At 65.6% G+C, this 21,415-nt stretch carries 17 protein-coding genes and 1 tRNA gene; 4 read left to right on the top strand and 14 right to left on the bottom strand.

The annotated features are described in order from the left end of the window. Positions 1-97: 97 nt before the first annotated feature. Positions 98-898: a DUF3108 domain-containing protein gene (locus tag ACODSP_RS10920; RefSeq protein ID WP_488965623.1), complete on the top strand. Its 801-nt coding sequence runs from the start codon at positions 98-100 to the stop codon at positions 896-898. A gap of 3 nt (positions 899-901) precedes the next feature. Here ACODSP_RS10920 and gph read toward each other — a convergent pair whose 3' ends face one another. Then, the gene (gene gph, locus ACODSP_RS10925) at positions 902-1,579 is read right to left on the bottom strand and encodes a phosphoglycolate phosphatase (protein WP_488965624.1); all 678 of its coding nucleotides are present in this window, start codon (positions 1,577-1,579) and stop codon (positions 902-904) included. Between the two features lie 86 nt (positions 1,580-1,665). Here gph and glmU point away from each other — a divergent pair, with 86 nt between their 5' ends. Next, entirely contained in the window at positions 1,666-3,015 is a 1,350-nt protein-coding gene (glmU, locus tag ACODSP_RS10930; RefSeq protein WP_488965625.1) for a bifunctional UDP-N-acetylglucosamine diphosphorylase/glucosamine-1-phosphate N-acetyltransferase GlmU, read from the top strand. A gap of 87 nt (positions 3,016-3,102) precedes the next feature. On the opposite strand, the gene ACODSP_RS10935 is transcribed toward glmU, so the two are convergent. Then, the gene (locus tag ACODSP_RS10935) at positions 3,103-3,987 is read right to left on the bottom strand and encodes a tetratricopeptide repeat protein (protein WP_488965626.1); all 885 of its coding nucleotides are present in this window, start codon (positions 3,985-3,987) and stop codon (positions 3,103-3,105) included. A gap of 423 nt (positions 3,988-4,410) precedes the next feature. Here ACODSP_RS10935 and ACODSP_RS10940 point away from each other — a divergent pair, with 423 nt between their 5' ends. Further along, positions 4,411-4,698: a CopG family ribbon-helix-helix protein gene (locus tag ACODSP_RS10940; protein ID WP_488965627.1), complete on the top strand. Its 288-nt coding sequence runs from the start codon at positions 4,411-4,413 to the stop codon at positions 4,696-4,698. 159 nt (positions 4,699-4,857) lie between these two features. Here the strand turns inward: ACODSP_RS10940 and ACODSP_RS10945 are convergent, their stop codons facing one another. From ACODSP_RS10945 to ACODSP_RS11000, 12 genes are all read right to left on the bottom strand, one after another. Beyond that, positions 4,858-5,274 carry a hypothetical protein gene (locus ACODSP_RS10945; RefSeq protein ID WP_488965628.1) on the bottom strand — a complete coding sequence of 139 codons (417 nt, stop codon included), beginning with the start codon at positions 5,272-5,274 and terminating at the stop codon, positions 4,858-4,860. A gap of 114 nt (positions 5,275-5,388) precedes the next feature. Beyond that, on the bottom strand, positions 5,389-8,517 hold the full coding sequence (locus ACODSP_RS10950; protein ID WP_488965629.1) for an efflux RND transporter permease subunit: 3,129 nt from the start codon (positions 8,515-8,517) through the stop codon (positions 5,389-5,391). Positions 8,518-8,526: 9 nt separating this feature from the next. Continuing rightward, entirely contained in the window at positions 8,527-10,170 is a 1,644-nt protein-coding gene (locus ACODSP_RS10955; protein ID WP_488965630.1) for an efflux RND transporter periplasmic adaptor subunit, read from the bottom strand. 71 nt (positions 10,171-10,241) lie between these two features. Then, a complete protein-coding gene (locus ACODSP_RS10960; RefSeq protein WP_488965631.1) occupies positions 10,242-10,664 on the bottom strand; it encodes a hypothetical protein in 423 nt (140 codons plus the stop codon). Positions 10,665-10,817: 153 nt separating this feature from the next. Next, positions 10,818-11,045, bottom strand: coding sequence for a hypothetical protein (locus ACODSP_RS10965; RefSeq protein ID WP_156344406.1), 228 nt, complete (start codon positions 11,043-11,045; stop codon positions 10,818-10,820). Between the two features lie 150 nt (positions 11,046-11,195). After that, positions 11,196-11,271 (bottom strand) — tRNA-Glu (locus ACODSP_RS10970). Positions 11,272-11,366: 95 nt separating this feature from the next. Further along, on the bottom strand, positions 11,367-12,893 hold the full coding sequence (locus ACODSP_RS10975) for a hypothetical protein (RefSeq protein ID WP_488965632.1): 1,527 nt from the start codon (positions 12,891-12,893) through the stop codon (positions 11,367-11,369). A 175-nt stretch (positions 12,894-13,068) separates the two neighbouring features. Further along, a complete protein-coding gene (recJ, locus tag ACODSP_RS10980; RefSeq protein WP_488965633.1) occupies positions 13,069-14,868 on the bottom strand; it encodes a single-stranded-DNA-specific exonuclease RecJ in 1,800 nt (599 codons plus the stop codon). Positions 14,869-15,072: 204 nt separating this feature from the next. Beyond that, positions 15,073-16,047, bottom strand: coding sequence for a class II fructose-bisphosphatase (gene glpX, locus ACODSP_RS10985; protein WP_488965668.1), 975 nt, complete (start codon positions 16,045-16,047; stop codon positions 15,073-15,075). 106 nt (positions 16,048-16,153) lie between these two features. Further along, entirely contained in the window at positions 16,154-17,452 is a 1,299-nt protein-coding gene (locus tag ACODSP_RS10990; RefSeq protein WP_488965634.1) for a homoserine dehydrogenase, read from the bottom strand. A 12-nt stretch (positions 17,453-17,464) separates the two neighbouring features. Beyond that, positions 17,465-18,694, bottom strand: a complete 1,230-nt coding sequence (locus ACODSP_RS10995) for an LL-diaminopimelate aminotransferase (RefSeq protein WP_488965635.1) — start codon at positions 18,692-18,694, stop codon at positions 17,465-17,467. A gap of 296 nt (positions 18,695-18,990) precedes the next feature. Continuing rightward, positions 18,991-19,395, bottom strand: a complete 405-nt coding sequence (locus ACODSP_RS11000) for a hypothetical protein (RefSeq protein ID WP_488965636.1) — start codon at positions 19,393-19,395, stop codon at positions 18,991-18,993. A gap of 214 nt (positions 19,396-19,609) precedes the next feature. Here ACODSP_RS11000 and ACODSP_RS11005 point away from each other — a divergent pair, with 214 nt between their 5' ends. Then, complete coding sequence (locus tag ACODSP_RS11005) at positions 19,610-21,415, top strand: PHA/PHB synthase family protein (protein ID WP_488965637.1); 1,806 nt, start codon at positions 19,610-19,612, stop codon at positions 21,413-21,415.

Here is a 21,415-nt window from a genome sequence, read left to right on the forward strand (position 1 = left end):
ATTTTTCCGACCATCCCGCGAAAGCCTTGTGGCCTGCGGCTTTCCAACCCACATTGCGGCTATGCATGCCGCCATCATGATTGGGAGGCCGAACCCTATGCGTGCGCTCAGCTACCTGCCGCTGGCCCTTCTGGTCTCCGCCTCACCCGCGCTCGCGCAGAAGGCCGATGATCTGTCCCTGACCTATGCGGTGCATATCGGGGGCATGCATGTGCTGGACGCGAACGCCGACATGGCGCTGGGTCCCGATGGCTACCGCGCCGGGTTGAAGATGGAAACCGACGGTTTTCTGGGCCGGGTGGCGCAGTGGAAGACCGATGTGCGGGCCCAGGGTCACCTGTCCGGCCCCCTGCCCCGCCCGCGTCAGTTCACGGCCCATGGCAGTTGGCGTGATCAGCCGCGCCTGACCACGGTCGATTATACGCAAGACGGCACCCCCACCCTGACGCTGGCCAACCCGGAGCCGGAGAAGGACCGGGAGCCGGTGCCCGCCGACCTGCGCCTGGGCACCATCGATCCCGTCTCCGCCATCGTGGCCGTGCTGGATCAGGTGGCCAAGAAGGGCGATTGCGACATCACCGTTCCCGTCTATGACGGGCGGCAGCGTTACGATCTGATCTTCGCCACGCAAGGGCCGGCCACGCTGGAGGCATCGGACCTGTCGGTCTATGCCGGCCCCGCCACCGCCTGTTCGGTCAAATACAAGCCGCTGGCCGGCCGCTGGAAGGAAAACCGCCAGCGCGACCGCGACCGGGAGGGGGCAAAGCGCAAGGACGTGCCCGTCACGCTCTACATCGCCCCCGCCATCGCCGGCGGCCCGCCCGTGCCCGTGCGCCTGGAAATGGAAAGCCCGCTGGGCGCCGTGAAGGTGCATCTGGCCAGCGTCAAGGCCGGCTGACCATCACCCCAACCGCGCCAGCGCCCCCGGCAAATCCGCGAACCGGTCGATGATGATATCCGCACCCAAGTCCGCCAGCGCCATACGCGGATAGCCGTAGGCAACGGCCACCACGGGCATGCCGGCGCCGCGCGCCGCCGCCACGTCATTGGCATTGTCGCCAACCATCACGGCCCCACCGGCCCCCACGCCCAGCCGTTCCATGACGAACAGCAGCGGGTCTGGATGCGGCTTCTTGCGCGCCACACTGTCCCCGCCCGCCACCGCATCGAACAGCGCGCCCATGCCCAGTTCGCGCAACAGATCGACACTGATCCCTGCCGGCTTGTTGGTGCAAAGGCCCAGGCGGTGCCCGGCCTGCTTCAACGCGCTCAACGTCTCCACCACGCCCGGATAGATGCAGGCCCGGTCTACGGGCAGCGCGCCATAGATCGCCAAATACCGCTCGGTCATCGGCCCCAACTCGTCCAGCGTCAGGGCCGCACCCGTGGCGGCGAAGGCCTGTTCCACCAGCCGCCCCGCCCCATCCCCGATCATCAGATGCACGTCTGCCAGCGGCAATTCCCGCCGGCCTTCCGCCACCAGAAGCCGGTTCAGGCCCAGGGCGATATCGGGCGCGCTGTCGATCAGGGTTCCGTCGAAATCAAAGATCAGGGCGGGGAACCGTTCAAGGATGCTCATTGTCACTGCCGCTTCCGCTTGGCTTTCAGGTTTGTCTGTATGATACAGGGGGCCAGCTTAGACAAACTGCCATGCGGCCCGCCACCATGTCCCATCGCCCCCTCGCCTGCATCATCCTTGCCGCCGGCAAGGGGACCCGCATGAAGTCCGCCTTGCCCAAGGTGCTGCACCCGCTGGGCGGCCTGCCCATGGTCAGCCATGTGGTGGCGGCGGCACAATGCCTGTCGCCGGAAAAGATCGTGGTGGTGGTCGGCCCCGGCATGGACAATGTCGCCGCCACCGTCGCCCCGCACCCGACCGTGGTACAGGAAAACCAGCTGGGCACCGGCGATGCGGTGAAGGCCGCACTGGGTGAACTGGCGGGCTTTACGGGCGATGTGCTGGTGCTGTACGGCGACTCGCCCCTGATCACCGCATCCACCCTGTCGAAGATGGTGGCGGCCCGCAATAGCGCCGGCGACCCGGCGGTGGTCGTGCTGGGCATGCGGCCCACCGATCCCGGCGCCTATGGCCGCCTGATCCTGGGGGCCGATGGCGGCCTGGAAAAGATCGTGGAGTTCCTGGACGCCAGCCCCGCTGAACGCGCCGTCACCCTGTGCAATGCCGGGTTCATGGCGTTCGACGGCGCACGGATGGGGGCCTTGCTCTCCGGCATCGGCAATGCCAACGCCAAGGGCGAATATTACCTGACCGATGCCGTGGCCGTGTCCCGCTCGCGCGGCTGGACCTGCGCCGTGGTTGAAGGTCCCACCGACGACACTGCCGGCGTCAACAGCCGGGCGGAACTGGCCGGCATCGAGAAGATATTCCAGAACCGCCTGCGTCAGGCCGCCATGGCCAATGGCGCCACCCTGCTGGACCCCGACACCGTCTATTTCGCCGCCGACACGGTCCTGGGCCGCGACGTCACCGTGGGCCAGAATGTGGTGTTCGGCCCCGGCGTCACGGTGGAGGATGGGGTGGAAATCAAGCCCTTCAGCCATCTGGAGGGCGTGATCGTTCGCGCCCGCGCCATCATCGGCCCCTATGCCCGCCTGCGCCCCGGCACCGATGTCGGTGAGGGTGCGCATATCGGCAATTTCGTGGAGCTGAAGAACACGGCTTTCGGGGCCGGCGCCAAGGCCAACCACCTGACATATCTGGGCGACGCCGATGTCGGCGGTGGCAGCAACATTGGGGCCGGCACCATCACCTGCAATTATGATGGCGTGCTGAAGCATCGTACCCGCATCGGGTCCAACGTCTTCATCGGCACCCATTCCACGCTGGTCGCGCCCGTTTCCGTGGGCGACGGCGCCTATACGGCGGCGGGCACCGTCGTCACCCGCGACGTGGCCCCCGACGCCCTGTCGATCGCCCGCGCCCCGCAGGAGGAAAAGCCCGGCTGGGCATCCCGCTACCGCGCCGCCAAGCTGGCGCTGAAGGCCAAGAAGTAGCGCGGATTAGCGAAGCGTAATCCGCGGAGCGACGCCGGGAAGCGGGTTTCCGCGGATTACGGCTGACGCCTAATCCGCGCTACACAATCAACCCTCAGCCTTCGCCTCTTCCGCTGGAGCCTCCGCCGCCGCCTTGGCGATCTCTTCCAGGCGACCGAACAGTTGCGGCACGATGGGGCTGTCGGGGTGGGTCTGGCGGTAGGTGTCGGCCAGGCCCTGCGCCTTGGCCAGATCGCTGCCGGCGATATGCACGATCAGCCCGGCCAGCTGTGCATGGCCCTGGCCCACCTGCGGGGCGATGCGGGTGGCGGCCAGATAGGCCTCGGCGGCGGTATCGAAGCTGCCGGCTTCCTCATGCACGCGACCCAGTGCATAGACGGCTTCCGGCATGTTGGGCCGGCGGGCCAGACAGCCCTGGAAGGCACTGGCGGCCTCATTCAGCATGCCAAGGCGGAACAGGCAGTTGCCAAAATTGAACAGCGGCTCCACCGCGTTGGGATCGGCCTGAACGGCGCGCTGCCACGCCTCGGTGGCCAGCGGGATTTCGCCCGTCTGTTCACGCACCAGGGCCAGACCGGCCCAGGCATCGCGGAAATTCGGGTCCAGCTCGCAGGCGCGCTGCAGGCTCTCGATCGCCTCGTCCAGCTTGCCCTGCTGGGCCAGCGCCATGCCCAGATTATGGTGCGGCGGCGGATGATCCGGCTTCAGCGCGCGGGCCTTCTTCAGGGCCGTGACGGCGTCATCCAGCTTGCCCATACCCTGCAGCGTGGCGCCCAGATTGGACCAGGCGACGCGCACATCCGGGTGGTCGGCATAGACCTTGGTGATCTTGCGCAGCGTATCCGCCGCTTCCTTCATACGGCCCTGACGATGCAGCTCCGTCGCCGCCCGCATATCGGACGGGAAGCTGGAATACATCGCATCCGACTTGGACAAATCGGAAAGCTGACGGCGGCGATCTTGGCGATTCATCAAAAGGACCCGGATTTTTGGTGGAACTCTTATGCTTTGGCCTTGATAGCAAGCCCGCCGGCAAAACGGAACCAAGGAACGGGCCGCAGAACACGGTTTTCCACATAAAACAGGGCCGGTCCCCCGGGGAACCAGCCCTGCCTTCCATGATGACGCATGGACGATCCGCTTTGGCGGTGGACCCCGCCAGCGGACATCTCCCGATCAGCCGGCGAAAGACCGGATGCCGGAGAGATCCGCGCGGGTCCGCAAAGTGGAACGAGACATCGGATCACCTCCTTTCAGTATGTTGAAACAACAATATGAAGATGGGTCAGCCCCGACCTTTCGTCAAGAGGAAATCATCCGATGTCGGAAGTGTTTTTGATGAGCGGGCAAATGTGGTATTATCCGACCCTGAAACCGATATCGGGATGTCCGCCCATGCCGGAAGGCACGACATTGACGGTAAACCTGTCGCCAGAGGCGGAAGCCCAGCTTTCGCATCTTGCGGCACGCACCCACCGCAGCCCGGATGCCCTGGTCACCGAAGCCATCGAAAGCTTCCTGTCGCGCGAAAGCCACGATGTCGCCGCCATCGAAGCGGCCCTTGTCGAGCTGCACACGGCACAGCTGATCCCGCACAATCAGGCGATGGATGAGTTGGATGACTGGTTACAACCCCTATCGTCATCCCGGCGAAAGCCGGGACCCAGCGTTAGGCGCGGTTAGCGCCGATATAACTCTTGTCGCGGCAGACGCCGCTCTACGCTGGGTCCCGGCTTTCGCCGGGATGACGAATAAAACGCGCGTCCAGTTAAATGAAGTCCGCTGTAATTTATGGAACAAGTACAGCCATGCCGCCGGCATGACACCGGCGGCCCTCTCCCCTCAGTGCCCCGCATGCTCCCCACCAGCCGCCGCCGGCTTCCACTCGTACCGCGCCTGCACGGCCCCCTTGCCGGCGAGCGTCACCACGGTGGCGATGCGGGTGCCCACCGGTACCTCGCGGTCGATCTTGCCCGACAGGCTGTTGGGACCGGCGGGGGCCAGCGTCACCTGCACCGGGGTGCCGTCGATCAGCAAGGTGACGCTGCCCGTGGCACCGGCGGTATCGATGGGCTTTTCCTCCATGGTGTTGAGATAGACGGTCAGGACCTTATCCTTAATCACCAGTTCCTGGTGCAACGGCCCTGCATGCACCTGCATCCCGCCATGCACGCCCACGGGAGGGGCATGGCCGAAGGCGGCGGTGGGGGCCAGGGTCAGAAACGTGGCAAGCGCCAGGGTGGCAGCGTTGAACTTCATGATCGTCACTCCTCAGAGTGTGATCGGTTTAAATGGAATCATTTAAACCGTGAATCACACGACAAAATAAAAGCTTAGAGTTTGTCAGGTGTTTCCATGAACACCTGACAAACTCTAAAAGGCCTCGGCAACCTGGCCTTGCGTGGATGGGGTGGTGGCCAGCAGCCGTTGCACGGCGGGACCACCAAAGCGGGCAAACAGAAGCGGGGTCAGGACGGTATCCAGCAGCGTGGCGCTGATCAGCCCGCCGAAGATGGTGACGGCAACGGGGTGCAAGATCTCCTTGCCCGGCGCATCCGCCCCGACCAGCAGGGGGATCAGGGCCAGACCCGCCGACAGGGCCGTCATCAGCACGGGCACCAGCCGTTCCCGGCTGCCGCGCCGGATCATGGCTTGGCCGAACGCCTCCCCCTCGATCCGGCAGAGATTGATGTAATGGCTGATCTTCAGGATGCCGTTGCGGGTGGAGATGCCGGCCAGCGTGATGAAGCCCACCATGCTGGCCACCGACAGCGGCAACCCCGCCAGCCACAAGGCCGCGACCGACCCGACCAGGGCCATGGGCACCGTGCCCATGATGATCAGCACCGGCACGGCGGAGCGGTAGCGGCTGTACAGCACCAGGAAGATCAGGGCGAAGGACACCGCCGACAAGGCGGCGATGGTGCGCACCGCCTGTTCTTGGGCCTGGAAGGTGCCTTCCAGGCTGGCATGGGTGCCAGCCGGCATCGGTGTGGCGTCCAGCACGGCGCGGATATCGGCCACAATGGCCGCCATGTCGCGCTTGCCATCGCCATTGCCCAGAATGGCCAGACGCCGCTGCCCATTCTCGCGCATCACCTCGTTGGGGCCGTCGCCCTCACTCACCTCGGCCAGCTGTGACAGGGGCATAGGCCCGACAGGTGTGTCGATCAGCACCCGGCCCAGCGCCGCCGGGTCCCGCGCCTCGTCCTTCATGCGCAGGACAAGGTCGTGGCGGCGGTCACCCTCGATGATCTCCGTCACCACCTCGCCGCTGGACAGGCTTTGCACCGCGGCCAGAACGGCGGACGGGGTGATGCCATGGGCACGCGCCCGGTCGGGATCGACATCGACACGCAGTTGCGGGATCAGCACCTGCTTTTCGATCTGCAGGTCGACAAGGCCGGGGACGGCGGACAGCTTCTGCTGCAACCCGCCCGCCATGGCCCGCAGCGAGACCATGTCGTCGCCATAAAGTTTCACGGCCAACTGTGCCCGCACGCCCGACAGCATGTGATCCAGACGGTGGGAAATCGGCTGCCCGATATTCACTGTGACCGGCAGGCTGGACAGGCGTGCCCGCACATCGGCCAGGATATCGGCCTTGGCGCGGGCCGATGGCTTCAGATGCGCCTCAATCTCCGACACATGCACGCCCAGGGCATGCTCATCCAGCTCCGCCCGGCCCGTACGCCGGGCGACCGACGTCACCTCCGGCACCTGCGCGATCAGGTGTTCGGCCATGCGCCCCACGTCTGACGACTGGTCCAGCGAGATGCCGGGGTTCAGGTTCATGGTGATGGTCAGCGTGCCCTCGTTGAAATCCGGCAGGAAGGCACGCGGCAGGAAGGGAACCGCGATCAGCGCCACCAGCACCGCCCCCGCAACGCTGCCCATCACCAGCGACCGGTGAGCAAAGGCCCAGTCCAGCAGCCGGTCATTCCCCGCCTTCAGTTTACGGACCAGCCAGCCATCATGTTCCGCACTGTCCGCCAGTTTCGGCAGCAGGTAGTAGCAAAGCACCGGCGTGACGGTAATGGCCGTAACCAGGCTGGCCAGGATCGACACGATATAGGCAATGCCCAGCGGCGCGAACAACCGCCCCTCAATGCCCGACAATGCAAACAGCGGCACGAAGACCAGCACGATGATGGCCGTGGCATAGACGATGCCCGACCGCACCTCCGTGCTGGCCGACAGCACGATGGACAGGACCGGCAGCGGTTCGGGCCGCAGGGCGTTTTCGCGCAGGCGGCGGAAGATGTTCTCCACATCCACCACGGCATCATCGACCAGTTCACCGATGGCGATGGCAAGCCCGCCCAGGGTCATGGTGTTGATGGTCAGGCCCAGCGCCTTGAACACCAGCACCGCGACCAGGATGGAGATGGGGATGGCCGTCAGGCTGATGATGGTGGTGCGGAAATTGCCCAGAAACAGGAACAGGATGACGGCGACGACAATGCCGGCCTCCACCAGCACGCGTTCAACATTGTCGACGCTGTTCTGGATGAAATCGGCCTGACGGAACACGACCTCCGGTGCCGCCACCCCCTGCGGCAGCCCGGCTGACAGTTCGGTCAGTGCCCGTTCCACGGCGCGAGTGACCGTCAGCGTATCGGCATCCGGCTGCTTTTGCACCGACACCAAAACGGCGGTGGCGGCGTTCAGGCCGGCATCGCCCCGGCGCGGGCGGGCGGCATGGTCCACGGCGGCCACATCGCCCAGCGCGACCACGGCCCCGTCAATGACAGCGACCGGCAGTTTGCGCAGATCATCCAGCCGGCTGGTCCGGCCAACGCCGCGCACCAGCAGCTCCTCCCCCCGCCGCTCCACGATGCCACCGCCGACATTGGCGCCATAGCTGGCAAGCGCCGTGCGCACCTGTTCCAGGCTGACACCCAGCAGGGCCATGCGGCCCGTGTCGGGGGCCACCCGGAACTGCCGCACCTCACCCCCCATGGGGATGACCTGCGACACGCCGGGGATGGACAGAAGACGCGGACGCAATGTCCAGTCACCGACATCGCGCAGCCGCATCGGGTCGATGCTGGCACCCTGCGCCGGGGTCAGGGCCACCAGCATGATCTCCCCCATGATGGAGGAGATGGGGCCCATCTGCGGCACCACGCCGGGCGGCAACTGCCCCGTCAGCAGCGACAGGCGTTCCGTCACCTGCTGCCGGTTGCGATAGATCTCGGTGCCCCAGCCGAACTCCACCGTCACCACCGACAGGCCGGCGGACGAGGTGGAGCGGACGCGCTCCACGCCCGGCATGCCGTTCATGGCGGTTTCGATGGGGAAGCTGACCAGCCGCTCCACCTCCTCCGGGGCCATGCCGGGGCTTTCGGTCATCAAGGTGATGGTGGGGCGGTTCAGGTCGGGGAACACATCCACCGACAGATGGCCCAGCGTGAAGGCGCCATAAAGCGAGAGAAGCAAGGCCGCGACCAGCACCATCAGCCGGTTGCGCAGCGAGGTGGAGACGATTGCCGTAAACATCGCCGCCCCCTATCGGATCTGGTTCAGAAGATTGGCGCCGCGCACCACGACCCGCGCGCCCGCCTCAACCCCGGCGACCAGGCGGACGGCACCGGCCCCCGCCGGCTCCACCCGCACGGTACGGGGGACAAAACGCTGGGCCGTTTCATGCACCAGCACCGCCGGCAACCCGTCCGACCCGCGCACCAGCGCGTCACGCGGGACCAGCAGCCCGGCCACGGACGCCCCGGCGGGCCGCGACAGGGTCAGCATGGTCCCCACCGCCGGCACCGACGCCCCCCAGCCACCATCCCTGGCGCGCAGCAGCAGGCGCGTCGCCCCCGGCACCGGGGCCACACCCTGCCCCGCCAGCGCCAGGGACACAATCTTGCCCCCCACCTTTGCCGTCACCATTGCCCTGTCCGGCAGCGGCCCGTCAAAGGACAGGGCCTCCACCATCACGGCGCCGGGTTCCGTCACCTCGAACACCAGGGTGATGTCCCGATCCTCGATCATCAGGCCGGGCACGGCATTGCTGCTGCTGATCACCCCATCAATGGGGGATGTCAGGGGCACCCGCTTGGCCACCGCCCGCGCCATCACCTCGCGTTCGCGCATCAACCCATCCAGGGTGGCGCTGGCATCATCGATCTCCGCCTGGGCCACGGCCCCTTTCAGGTTGGAAAGGCGGTTCCATTGCTGCTGCGCCAGCCGGACATCCTTGTCCAGGGCCGCCAGCTGCTGTGAAATGCCGCTGCCATCCTCGGCCCGTAGCACCAGTTCGACATAGCCCAGAACCTGCCCCGCCTTCACCAGCGTGCCCGGCAGGGGGAAGCCGCCATCGGGCGGCATCAGGCGGCCCGACTGCGGCGCCTGCACCCGGCCCGACCGGTTGGGATCATTGATCACCCGGCCCGTCAGGGTGACGGTGGGCGACACTTCCCCGCTGATCAGTTCCTGGGTGCGGATGGACAGAAGGCGCTGCGTCGCCTTGGGCACGAACAGGCCGCCATCGGGCAGGCGGCGGGGATTGTTGCCCGCCACCGGTTCCGGGGCCGGCGCACCATGATCATGGCCTTCATGGGCCAGCACCCGCTCGGTCGGCAGGGCAAACGCCGCCAACAGCAGCAGGGCCGGCACCGCCCTTTGCCTGCGCAGCGACAGCAGCCCCGCCCCCAGCGCCATGCCAAGGATCAGCGCACCCACGGCCCAGAGGATCGCCCCCCAGCCGGTTGACGCCGCCGCGACCGGGGCCGCCGCCGGCACCGTCAGGGTCCCGACCAGAAGATCAGCCACCCCATCCGCAGTGACCGTGAAATTCAGGGCATGGTCGCCCGGTGTCGCCCAAGGGGCCGGCGCGCGGTAGGTGCCGTCAGGGGCCGCCGGCACGGTAACCGGCTTGCCGCCATCGGCGGACATGGTGACGGCGGCCCCCGTCACGGGGCTGTTATCGGCCAGAAGATCGATGAACAGGGTGACGGTCCCGCCCTGCAACAGGGCAACCATCTGCACATCGCCACCATCGGCCTCAATCGTGGGGACGGCGGTGGGGGACGGGGCCGGGGTGGCGGCAGCATCGGGCGTGCCATGGTCATGCCCTTCATGGGCGGATACGGCCAGGGCCGGGACCAGGAACAGGGCCGCCGCCAGCAACAGGCGCGACAGGATTTTCATAGGGCGGATTCCATCTGACAACGCAGAACAGGCACCGGCGGCGAAAAGGCGCGCAGGTGCGGCGGGGCGTGTCAGATGGTAAGCGGTGGGCGCGGGTCGGGCGGTGTGGTCAGGCCCGCCGGATCAAGGACACGGCCCGGCAGCAGCAATCCCGCCGGTACCGGCATGGGCACGGCATTCACAACCGGCACGCCCGTGGCGACATGGGTGGCACAGGTGGCCGCACAGCCACAGGCGCAGGCATCCTTGCAGCAATCATCCGCCATGCCCTGCCCATGCTTGTGCGCATGGTCGTGGCTGGTGGCGGCGGCCTTCTGCACGCCCTGCTGTTCGTGGCAATCGGTCTGCGCCGCTGTCTGGACAGACGCCGACACCGGCTGTTGGGCGTCGTGATTCTCATGCGCCGATGCCGTCGCAAAGCCGAACAGGGCCAGGACCAGTGCCACAGCACCCGCCTTCAGCAACCCTGTCCAGAATGATGCGATACGGCGCATGGCCCTGCCTTTGGAAGCAACCACCCGAAGATGGTACCAGGCGACAGCACGCGCAAGGCCAATCAGCGACCCATAACAGCGTTTCATGCCGCCATGAAAAAAGGGCGGGACCGCCGTCTGGCAGTGCCCGCCCTTTTTCTGGTGTGCTGTTGTTCAGCCCCGGTCGCGATCCCGTTCGCGGCGCGGCGGCTTGGCGGCGCCCTCGGCGATTTCGGCCTTCAGGGCGCGGATACGCTCCGCCATCGTTTCCTTCAGGCCCGGCGTCGGCTTCGGACCGAGCGCGGCATAGGCCGCTTCCAGCTGCAACAGGGCCCGGCGCTTTTCGTCATCGTTGCGCTTCAGGGGCCGGTTGTCGCTGCGCTGTCCTTCCAAAGAACGCATGATCAATCCCTTGTTGAAAAAGCTAATGCTGGTTTGGCAACGAAAAAGCCCCGGCCTTTCGGCGCGGGGCTTTTTCCGTATCCGCCAAATGGTGCTCAAGTCATCCATCCGGCACCGCCACCGGAAACCAAGAACTCGTGTCTTGGAAGGTGGCGTCCCCAACGGGATTCGAACCCGTGTTACCAACGTGAAAGGCTGGTGTCCTAGGCCTCTAGACGATGGGGACGTCGTCGGTGGGCGGTTAATTAGCCGGACCCGCCGGGCTGTTCAAGCACTTTTTTTCACTTTCTTGCATAACGCCCATGCCCGACCCAACTTCGATCAATTCTTATAGCGATCGAGGGTCCGTTCGACACGATATTCCAGGTCGCGGATAATGTTGAACGAGGGCAAGCCCTTGAGCACCTTCTGCACGCCGCGCAGATGGGCCAGCGCCACCATATGCTTGGGCCGGGCGCGCAGATATTCGACGCGGAAATTGATCCCGATCTCCAGCCGCTGCTCCAGATCGGCCTCCTTAGACCGCATCAGCCGGTCCTGGCCTTCCTGTTCCATCAGCTTCTTGACCGCCGTAAACAGGACGGTGGCGGCCTGGGCGATGCCCACCTCCTCATCCGTCGGGATATGGGCCATGTCAGGCTCCAGCCGGACCTCCACGCCCTTCTTTTCCTGCAAAGGCTTCACCGGCAGGACGACGGCGCAATCCTGGATGGCGGCGGCCAGGAACGTGTCCACGGCCTGCATCACCCGGCCCCGCGCCTCGGTCAGCAGCTTCTGCCATTCCGGATTCGGCTCAACCTGAACCTCCTCCGCCAGCCCCTTGATCATCAGCTGCGCATCCGACACCAGCCGCGCGCAGGTCAGAAGCCAGACGCGACGCGCCATCACCGGCCCCGCCGATGATTTGCCGATCTCCGACAATGTCCGCGTCAGGTCGGAGAACAGGCGGGCGGGGATCAGACGGGCGGGATGGTTGCCCGACACATGGCTCAAATCCTGCGACAGCATGCGGACCAGACGCAGCGCCTGGAACGGCTGCATCAGTAGGGTCATCAGCCCGAAGAAGAAATACTCGACCAGATCGGCGCCCCGGTCATGGATGTTCATATAGGCGGTGCGCGCCGCCACCACCGACGCGGGCGTGAAATCGGCGATGCGGCCCGCCCCCTCCACCCCGGCCATGCGGCGCACGCGTTCCAGCGCCGGGGTCAGCTGGCTGTGCAGGCCCAGCAGCACCCCGATCTCCCGCATATCCTCCAGCGCGCGGTCGCCGCCCAGCATGGAGGACAGCTCCCCCCGCCGCCCATAGGATTTCTGCGCCTCGGCCAGCAGGGCCTCCGTCGCGTCAGCCGCCGCCAGAACCCCCTTATCGGCAATGGCAGGCAGGTCGGACCAGCGCTGCTCGCGCACCGCCTTGCCATACTCCCCCTCCAGCCCGGCCAGGGTGGCGCGGTAGGGAGAGGCCAGAAGCACCCGCCACCAGGGGTTCAGCACCTGACGGGCCAGCGCACCCTTGCGCTTTTCCTCATGCAGGTCGCCGTCATAAAGGAAAATTTCCAGCGCCACGCAGATGGAGCGCTGGAACGTCGGCACGCGGGCCGGGCGCAGATTGCGCAGGCGCGGGCGCAGCGTCTCAAGTATCTGTTCATCGGTGGGGTCGCGGCGTTCAGCGGCACGGGCCAATTCCACCGCACGGGCCACGCGCAGCAGCGAATTCTCGTCCAGCTGTTCGAAATGGGCCTGAAGCTTCGACACGGCGGAGGTGGGTTCAGGCGGCGTGACCGCCGTTTCCTTCATCTTGCCCGCTTCCGGCCTTTCGACCGGCGCACCCGCCGCGCGTACATTCATGACACCGATCGCCCCGCACAAAACCAACGCGACCGCCCTGCCCCGGCAGTGATGATGCAAGCGGCAACTGGGCGATGGGTGACTATATGCTATGCGGGGATAGCTGTCTTTAACGAATTGGTAATAATTTATTAAAGACCCGTGGCGAATGAATGAATAGTCGCTCAGGTTTCCTTTAGCCGGCGTTGCCGGAAACCGCCGCATCATCAATCAATAACTGTACGCCATCATTACCGTTCCAGCGGTCGGGCCGCAAAGTCCCGGCCAGATGCATGGGCCGCCCGCCGCTTTGCAACAAGGCGGGGCCAAGATCGCTGTCCATGGCGCGGAAGGCGATTGATTTCAAACGGCTGCCATCATTGCCCGTCAGGATGCAGCGCACATGCTTGCCCTCCCCGCCCACGACATCGGCCTTGACGATGCGGGCATCGGTGACGGCGAAACGCGGTTCGGAATTGCCGGTGCCATAGGGGGCCAGCCGTTCCAGATGCCGCATCAGATCGGTATTGGCCCCGCGCACCGACAGGGCACCGTCCAGCGACAAGGACGGCACCAGCGGCCCCATATCCTCCAGCTGTCTGGCGATCCGCTCACGCAGGAAGGCGCGCAGATCGTCGATCTTCTCGCGCTCAACGGTAAAGCCTGCCGCCATGGCATGGCCGCCACCGGCCACCAGCAGCCCCGCCTGACGCGCCGCGATGATGGCCGATCCCAGATCGACACCGCGCACCGACCGGCCCGACGCCTTGCCCAGCGTGCCATCCAGCGCCACGACACAGGCCGGGCGGTTGAAACGGTCCTTCAGGCGTGAGGCGACAATGCCGATGACGCCGGGATGCCACCCCTCCCCCACGGCCAGCACCAGTTCGGGACTGTCATCCACGCTGGTTTCCATCAAGGCCATGGCATCGTCCAGCACCGCAGCCTCGATGGCGCGACGCTCGGCATTGAACGCGTGCAGTTCCTTGGCCAGATCGGCCGCCTCCGCCGGCGACTCCGTGGCCAGCAACCGCGTGCCCAGATCGGCCCGCCCCACGCGGCCCCCGGCATTCACGCGCGGCCCGATAATATATCCGGCATGGTAGGCATCCATGGCCTCGTTCACGCCGGCCACATCGGCCAGGGCCGAAATGCCGATATTGGCGCGCTTGCCCATGACGCGCAGTCCCTGCGCCACGAAGGCTCGGTTCAGCCCGACCAGCGGCACCACGTCACAGACGGTGCCCAGCGCCACGATATCCAGCCAGGACATCAGGTCCGGTTCCGCCCTACCATTGCTGTAAAAACCAGTACCGCGCAGCAACCGGTTGACCGCCACGATCAGCAGGAAGGTCACGCCGACCGCGGCCAGCGTCGATAGCGGCCCGCCCGCCGGTTCATCCATGCGGTTGGGGTTCACCACCGCCGTCACCTCGGGCAGGCGCGGTTCGGCCTTGTGATGGTCCACCACCACCACCTCAAGCCCCGCCGCCACGGCCCCATGCAGCGGATCGAAACTGGTCACCCCGCAATCGACGGTGACGACCAGATCGATGCCTTCTTCCTTCAACTTCAAAAGGGCTGGCAGATTGGGGCCATACCCTTCCTCGATCCGGTCGGGGATATAGACGCGCAATTGCCGGCCCACGGCCCGGAAGAACCGGTTCAGCAGGGCCGTGGAGGTGGCACCATCCACGTCGTAATCGCCGAAGACCGCCACCCTCTCCCCATCGCGGATGGCGCGGGCCACGCGGTCGGCGGCCTTGTCCATATCGCGCAGCACCGACGGGTCGGGCATGAAGGCGCGCAAGGTGGGCGACAGGAACCGCTCCACCTCCTCCACCGCCACCCCACGCCCGGCCAGCAGCCGCCCCACCAACTCCGGCAACCCATGCGCCTGCGCCAAGGTCAGGGCCAGCCGGTCATCACTGTTGCGGGCCTTCCAGCGGCGGCCGGTCAGGGAGCTTTCAACGCCAAGGAAGGCGGGGATGGTCATGGGGGTACCCGTCGGGTGATGAGCGTGAAACGATCCCTCACCCTCCCACGCCTTGGCAGGCGCGGGCCCCTCCCTCTCCCGCAAGCGGTAGAGGGGCGAAATCTAACTTGCGCCCCTCGCCCACGCCAGTGGGAGAGGGAGGGGCCCACCGGCGTCAGCCGGTGGGAGGGTGAGGGAAACCCCATACCGGGTAAGGGAAACGCCTTACCGCTTCGCGTCCGGGATCATGCTGGTCTTGGTGCGCAGATTGTGGTGCGCCTCGACATAACGCACCGTGCCCGACTTGGACCGCATCACCACCGAATGGGTGATGGCGCCGCCGGGGAAGCGGCGCACGCCGCCCAGCATGGGGCCGGTGGTCACGCCGGTGGCGCAGAACATCACGTCGCCACGGGCCAGATCGTACAGGCTGTACTTCTTGTCCAGGTCGGTGACGCCCCAACGCTTGGCGCGCTCACGCTCAGCATCGTTGCGGAAAATCAGGCGGCCCTGGAACTGCCCGCCGATGCAGCGCAGCGCGGCAGCAGCCAGCACACCTTCGGGCGCACCACCGGAACCCATATACAGGTCGATGCCGGCATTGGGCTGGGCGGTCGCGATCACGCCCGACACGTCGCCATCGCCGATCAGCATGATGCGGGCACCGGCCTCACGCACGCGGGCGATCAGCTCGGCATGGCGCGGACGGTCCAGGATACAGACCACCATTTCCGACACGTCCGCACCCTTGGCCAGGGCCAGGTTGCGCAGGTTGGTCTCGACCTTCTCATCCAGGTCGACCACGCCACCCGGCAGGCCGCCGCCCACCGCGATCTTTTCCATGTACACGTCGGGCGCGTTCAGGAAGCCGCCGGCCTCCGCCATGGCGATAACGGCCAGCGCGTTCGGGCCGCCCTTGGCGCAGATGGTGGTGCCTTCCAGCGGGTCCAGCGCGATGTCGATCTTGGGACCATTGCCGGTGCCGACCTTTTCCCCGATATACAGCATCGGGGCTTCGTCGCGCTCACCCTCACCAATCACGACCGTGCCGTCGATGGACAGGCTGTTCAGGGCCTTGCGCATCGCGTCCACGGCGGCCTGATCGGCGGCCTTCTCGTCGCCACGGCCCATCAGCAGCGAGGCGGACAGGGCCGCCGCCTCGGTGACGCGGACCACTTCCAGCGCCAGATTGCGATCCATCACCAGGGAGAAATCGCCCTTCGGATTGCTCTTCTCACTCATTATCGTTCCCCTATGGCTGAGATCGGCGTCTTGTCGGTTGCGCCGTTCCTGGGTTGAGTGTGTATCAGAAATCCTCGATGCGGATCATGCGCGGCGGTTCCAGAACACTGTCCAACGACGCGATGGAGGCGAGCGCCTGCTGCATGGCGGCCTCGTCCGTGTCGTGGGTGGTCCAGACCACCGGCACCGCCTCACCGGGTGCCCGACCACGCTGCAGGAACGCCTCCATGGAGACATTCTGGTCGCGCAGCGTGGCCGCGATCTCGGCAATCACGCCGGGACGGTCGACCACCATCAGGCGGACATAGTAACGGCCACGGCGGCGGCTCAGCGGGGCGGCCTTGGCCGGCTCCAGTGCTGCTGCCGGCACGCCGAAGGTCGGCGTGGAACGGCCACGGGCGATATCCACCAGATCGGCGACGACGGCGGATGCCGTCGGGCCGGCACCGGCACCGCGCCCCACCAGCACCACCTTGTCCACGAAATCGCCATCGGCGACCACGGCGTTGAACACGCCGTCGGTGGCACCGCAGGGGCTGGTGATCGGCACCATGCAGGGATGCACCCGCTGCTCGATCCCATCCGGGGTCCGCCGGGCAATGCCCAGCAGACGGATGCGGTAGCCCAGTTCCTGGGCATAGTTGATGTCGAGGGCGGAGACGTGGCGGATGCCCTCGATATGCACCGACTTGAAATCGACATGCGCGCCAAAGGCGACGGCGGTCAGGACCGCCAGCTTATGCGCCGCATCGACGCCATCCACGTCAAAGGACGGGTCGGCCTCGGCATAGCCCAGGCGCTGAGCATCGGCCAGAACATCGGCGAAATCGCGGCCCGTGGTCCGCATCTCGGTCAGGATGTAATTGCAGGTGCCGTTCAGGATGCCGTGGACTTCACGGATATTGTTGGCGGCCAGCCCTTCGCGCAGGCCCTTGATGGCGGGGATGCCGCCTGCCACCGCCGCCTCGAACGCCAGGGTCAGGCCGGCAGACTCGGCTTTCTGCGCCAGTGCCGCGCCATGATGGGCCAGCAGCGCCTTGTTGGCCGTCACCACATGCTTGCCGGCGGCCAATGCCGCTTCGACCGCCTGTTTGGCGATGCCGTCGGACCCGCCGATCAGTTCGACGAACACATCGACATCGGGATCAACGGCCAGATCGGCCGCATTCTCATACCAGCGGACATTGGACAGATCGACGCCACGGTCGCGGCTGCGGTCGCGGGCACAAACGGCCACCACCTGAATGGCGCGGCCCGTCCGCCGGGACAGCAGTTCGGCATTGGCCGATACCAGCTTCAGAACCCCGCCGCCGACCGTACCAAGGCCGGCGACGCCAATGCGCAACGGTTTACCATCAACCATCAGAATTGATCCTCACTCGACAGCGGCGGGTTCGGACGTGATGGGCGCGTTGATCTTGCGCGCCTTGTCCAGGAACAGCTTGATATTGTTGGTGGCCTGCCGGATGCGCTGGGTGTTTTCCACCAGCCCGAACCGCACATGCGTGTCGCCATATTCGCCAAACCCGATGCCGGGACTGACGGCGACCTTGGCTTCCTGCATCAGGACCTTGGCGAATTCCAGGCTGCTCAGATGCTTGAAAGGCTCCGGGATTTCGGCCCAGACGAACATGGAGGCGTTGGGCGACGGCACCATCCAGCCGGCCGCATGCAGACCCTTGATCAGCACGTCGCGGCGCTGCTTGTACATCTCACGGATTTCCAGCACGCAATCCTGCGGCCCGTTCAAGGCGGCGGTGGCCGCCACCTGGATGGGCGTGAAGGCGCCGTAATCCACATAGGATTTGAACTTGGCCAGCGCGCCCACCAGCTTCTTCGACCCGACACCAAAGCCCACGCGCCAGCCGGGCATGCTGTAGGTCTTGGACAGGCTGTTGAATTCAACGGTGATGTCGCGCGCTTCCGGGATCTGCAACACCGACGGCGGCGGATTGCCGTCGAAATAGATCTCGGCATAGGCGATGTCGGACAGGATGTAGATGCCGTGCTTCAGGCACAGATCGACGATCGGACGATAGAAATCCAGCGTCACCGTCTGCCCCGTCGGGTTGGCGGGGAAGCTGACGATCAGGGCCGTGGGCTTGGGCACCGAATGCTTGATGGCGCGTTCCAGGGCCGGCACGAAATCATCCAGGCCGTTATTCACCGGAATATGGCGCAGCGCGGCACCGGCCAGCATGAAGCCGAACGGATGGATCGGATAGGATGGATTCGGCACCAGGATCACGTCGCCGGGGCTGGTGATCGCCTGGGCCAGATTGGCCAGGCCTTCCTTGGAACCGATGGTGACGATGGCTTCGGTTTCCGGGTCGATATCGACATCGAAGCGGCGCTTGTAATAGGCGCTGATCGCCTTGCGCAGGCCGGGAATGCCGCGGCTCTGGCTATAGCGATGGGTCTTGGGGTTCTGGACCGCCTCGATCATCTTCGCCACGATATGCGGCGGTGTCGGCTGGTCCGGGTTGCCCATGCCGAGATCGATGATGTCCTCCGCGGCGGCCCTAGCTCGCGCCTTCATCGCATTCACTTCAGCGAAGACATAGGGCGGAAGCCGCTTGATGCGGTGGAATTCAGTGTCGCTCATGGACCTGGGCACCGGGTTGAAAATGAAAGGGGCGAAATATGTAGCGCACCGCAACAGCCCCCCGCGACATGATTTTGCGCGGGATGCGCGCCAATCTGCCATGACGGGGCGGGATGGCGGGGGACAAACTGCTTATGTTGCACCCTCACCCTCCCAAGCCCTGGCGGGCTTGGGCCCCTCCCTCTCCCACTTTCGTGGGCGAGGGGAGAAATTTAGCCCCTCGCCCGCTTGCGGGAGAGGGAGGGGCCCGAACGCATCAGCGTTTGGGAGGGTGAGGGAACAACATCCCCAAACCCTCACCCGCCCTCCGGCACCCGCGGCAGCGCCGGCGGCACCGGCGGCGGTGCGTCCGGCACGTCGGGCACATCGTCTGGCCGACCACGCGGATCGGTGGAGCGGGCGCGCAGCGCGTCGCCGGCGGCCTCCCCCTCGGCCCGGTCGGCCTGCAACCGGTCGATCAGGGCCTGGCGTTCGATGGGGTTGGAAAACTCTTCCGGTCGGGCCGGGACGGAGCCAAGATTGGCCCGGCCCTTGATCGACGGGTCGGCGCGGCGGATGGGCCGGGCGCCCGTCAGGGCCTTCACGGGGTCGGCATCGGTGATTTCCGACGGTTTCGCAGGCGCCGGTCCATCATCGAACACGATGTCGGGCACGGGCACCTGGGCGCAGGCCGACAGGCCCAGCATGGCGGCAAGGGCCATCAGGCGAAGATGTCGGAACGATACGTATGCAGCGGTGAAAATCATGAAGGGATCGTGTATGAAAAAAAGCGGGACGGCAACCCGCCCGCCATACCGCCATCGGACAGGCTGGCATGCGGGACCGATCCTGGACAAAGCCGACGGCCCCACACCGGGGTGATGCAGAATCGGCATTGTCCTTGTACCTGGGAAACGTGACGTCAAGGAAGTCAGCATGGCCGAGCCGCAAAGCCCCGAGATCAAGATCCCCGATCCGGTCGAAATGTCGCGCAACATGGCGCGCATCGCCGAACAGAGCCAGCGGCTGGTGTCGGATTTCCTGCAACGGCAGAATGGCGGCGACGCGTCCGCTTCCGCCTCCCAGGGCATGATGCATATCGGTGCGGCCTTCATGGAGATGACGGCCCGCATGATGGCCGACCCGGCCAAGCTGATGCAGGCGCAGATGTCGTTGTGGCAGGACTATATGTCCCTGTGGCAGCGTACCACCCAACGCCTGCTGGGCCAGGAAGCCGCTCCCGTGGTGGCGCCGGCCAAGGAGGATAAGCGCTTCAAGGACAGCGCCTGGGATGAAAACGCCCTGTTCGACTATATCAAGCAGTCCTACCTGCTGACGGCCCGCTGGCTGCAATCCACCGTGCATGAGGTGGAGGGGATGGACGACAAGACGGCCAAGAAGGTGGACTTCTATACCCGTCAGTTCGTGGACGCGATGGCGCCCAGCAATTTCGTGATGACCAATCCGGAGGTGCTGCGCGCCACCATGGAATCGGGCGGCGAGAATCTGGTCAAGGGTCTGGAAAACCTGCTGGGCGATCTGGAGCGCGGCAAGGGCCAGCTCGCCATCTCCATGACCGACTACAAGAAGTTCGAGGTGGGCCGGAACATCGCCGCCACGCCCGGTCAGGTGATTTACCAGAACGAGTTGATGCAGCTGATCCAGTACAATCCGACCACAGAGCAGCAGCATAAGCGTCCGCTGCTGATCGTGCCGCCCTGGATCAACAAATTCTATATCCTGGACCTGCGCCCCGCCAATTCGCTGGTAAAATGGCTGTGCGATCAGGGGCATACGGTGTTCATCGTCTCCTGGGTCAACCCGGATGAGGCGCTGGCCGCCCGGACCTGGGAAGATTACATGACCGCCGGCCCGCTCGCCGCCATCGACGCCATCGAACAGGCGACGGGGGAGCGGGAGATCAACATGGTCGGCTACTGCATCGGCGGTACGCTGACGGCCTCCACGCTGGCCTATATGGCGGAAAAGGGCGATGACCGGGTCAAGAGCGTGCTCTACCTCGTGACCCTGACCGATTTCACCGAACCGGGTGAACTGTCCGTCTTTATCGACGAGGAGCAGTTAGCGGCGCTGGAAGAGAAGATGAACAGCCAGGGCTACCTGAATGGGCAGTCCATGGCGACCACCTTCAACATGCTGCGCGCCAACGACCTGATCTGGTCGTTCGTGGTGAATAACTACCTGCTGGGCAAGGACCCGTTCCCGTTCGACCTTCTGTACTGGAACTCCGACGCCACCCGCATGCCCGCTGCTATGCACAGCTTCTATCTGCGCAACATGTATCAGCGCAACCTGCTGGTGAAGCCCTGCGCCCTGACGCTGAAGGGCGTGGAGATCGATCTGGGTAAGATCAAGACCCCGACCTTCATGCTGTCCACGCGCGAAGATCACATCACGCCCTGGAAGTCGACCTATGCCGCAACGCAGCTTTATGGCGGCCCGGTGAAGTTCGTGCTGGCGGCATCCGGCCATATTGCCGGCGTGGTCAACCCGCCAGCGGCGAACAAATACAGCCACTTCCTGAACACCAAGCTGCCCAAGGACCCCGAACAGTGGCTGGCCGGTGCCAAACAGGTGGAGGGAAGCTGGTGGGGCGAATATGCCAAGTGGGTGCAGAAATATGCCGGCCCCAAGGTTCTCGCCCGTACCCCCGGCGACGGCAAGCTGACGCCCATCGAGCCGGCCCCCGGCTCCTATGTGAAGGTGCGGGTGGTGGAGTGA

The organism is Niveispirillum sp. FG156 (assembly GCF_057809555.1).

Bases quoted from the DNA above. Each gene is read 5' to 3' on its own strand.
- ACODSP_RS10955 (WP_488965630.1), bottom strand. From the start codon at position 10,170: ATGAAAATCCTGTCGCGCCTGTTGCTGGCGGCGGCCCTGTTCCTGGTC.
- ACODSP_RS10975 (WP_488965632.1), bottom strand. From the start codon at position 12,893: ATGAATGTACGCGCGGCGGGTGCGCCGGTCGAAAGGCCGGAAGCGGGC.
- ACODSP_RS10935 (WP_488965626.1), bottom strand. From the start codon at position 3,987: ATGAATCGCCAAGATCGCCGCCGTCAGCTTTCCGATTTGTCCAAGTCG.
- ACODSP_RS10965 (WP_156344406.1), bottom strand. From the start codon at position 11,045: ATGCGTTCTTTGGAAGGACAGCGCAGCGACAACCGGCCCCTGAAGCGC.
- ACODSP_RS10945 (WP_488965628.1), bottom strand. From the start codon at position 5,274: ATGAAGTTCAACGCTGCCACCCTGGCGCTTGCCACGTTTCTGACCCTG.
- ACODSP_RS11000 (WP_488965636.1), bottom strand. From the start codon at position 19,395: ATGGCCCTTGCCGCCATGCTGGGCCTGTCGGCCTGCGCCCAGGTGCCC.
- ACODSP_RS11005 (WP_488965637.1), top strand. From the start codon at position 19,610: ATGGCCGAGCCGCAAAGCCCCGAGATCAAGATCCCCGATCCGGTCGAA.
- glpX (WP_488965668.1), bottom strand. From the start codon at position 16,047: ATGGATCGCAATCTGGCGCTGGAAGTGGTCCGCGTCACCGAGGCGGCG.
- recJ (WP_488965633.1), bottom strand. From the start codon at position 14,868: ATGACCATCCCCGCCTTCCTTGGCGTTGAAAGCTCCCTGACCGGCCGC.
- ACODSP_RS10940 (WP_488965627.1), top strand. From the start codon at position 4,411: ATGCCGGAAGGCACGACATTGACGGTAAACCTGTCGCCAGAGGCGGAA.
- ACODSP_RS10995 (WP_488965635.1), bottom strand. From the start codon at position 18,694: ATGAGCGACACTGAATTCCACCGCATCAAGCGGCTTCCGCCCTATGTC.
- ACODSP_RS10960 (WP_488965631.1), bottom strand. From the start codon at position 10,664: ATGCGCCGTATCGCATCATTCTGGACAGGGTTGCTGAAGGCGGGTGCT.
- gph (WP_488965624.1), bottom strand. From the start codon at position 1,579: ATGAGCATCCTTGAACGGTTCCCCGCCCTGATCTTTGATTTCGACGGA.
- glmU (WP_488965625.1), top strand. From the start codon at position 1,666: ATGTCCCATCGCCCCCTCGCCTGCATCATCCTTGCCGCCGGCAAGGGG.
- ACODSP_RS10920 (WP_488965623.1), top strand. From the start codon at position 98: ATGCGTGCGCTCAGCTACCTGCCGCTGGCCCTTCTGGTCTCCGCCTCA.
- ACODSP_RS10950 (WP_488965629.1), bottom strand. From the start codon at position 8,517: ATGTTTACGGCAATCGTCTCCACCTCGCTGCGCAACCGGCTGATGGTG.
- ACODSP_RS10990 (WP_488965634.1), bottom strand. From the start codon at position 17,452: ATGGTTGATGGTAAACCGTTGCGCATTGGCGTCGCCGGCCTTGGTACG.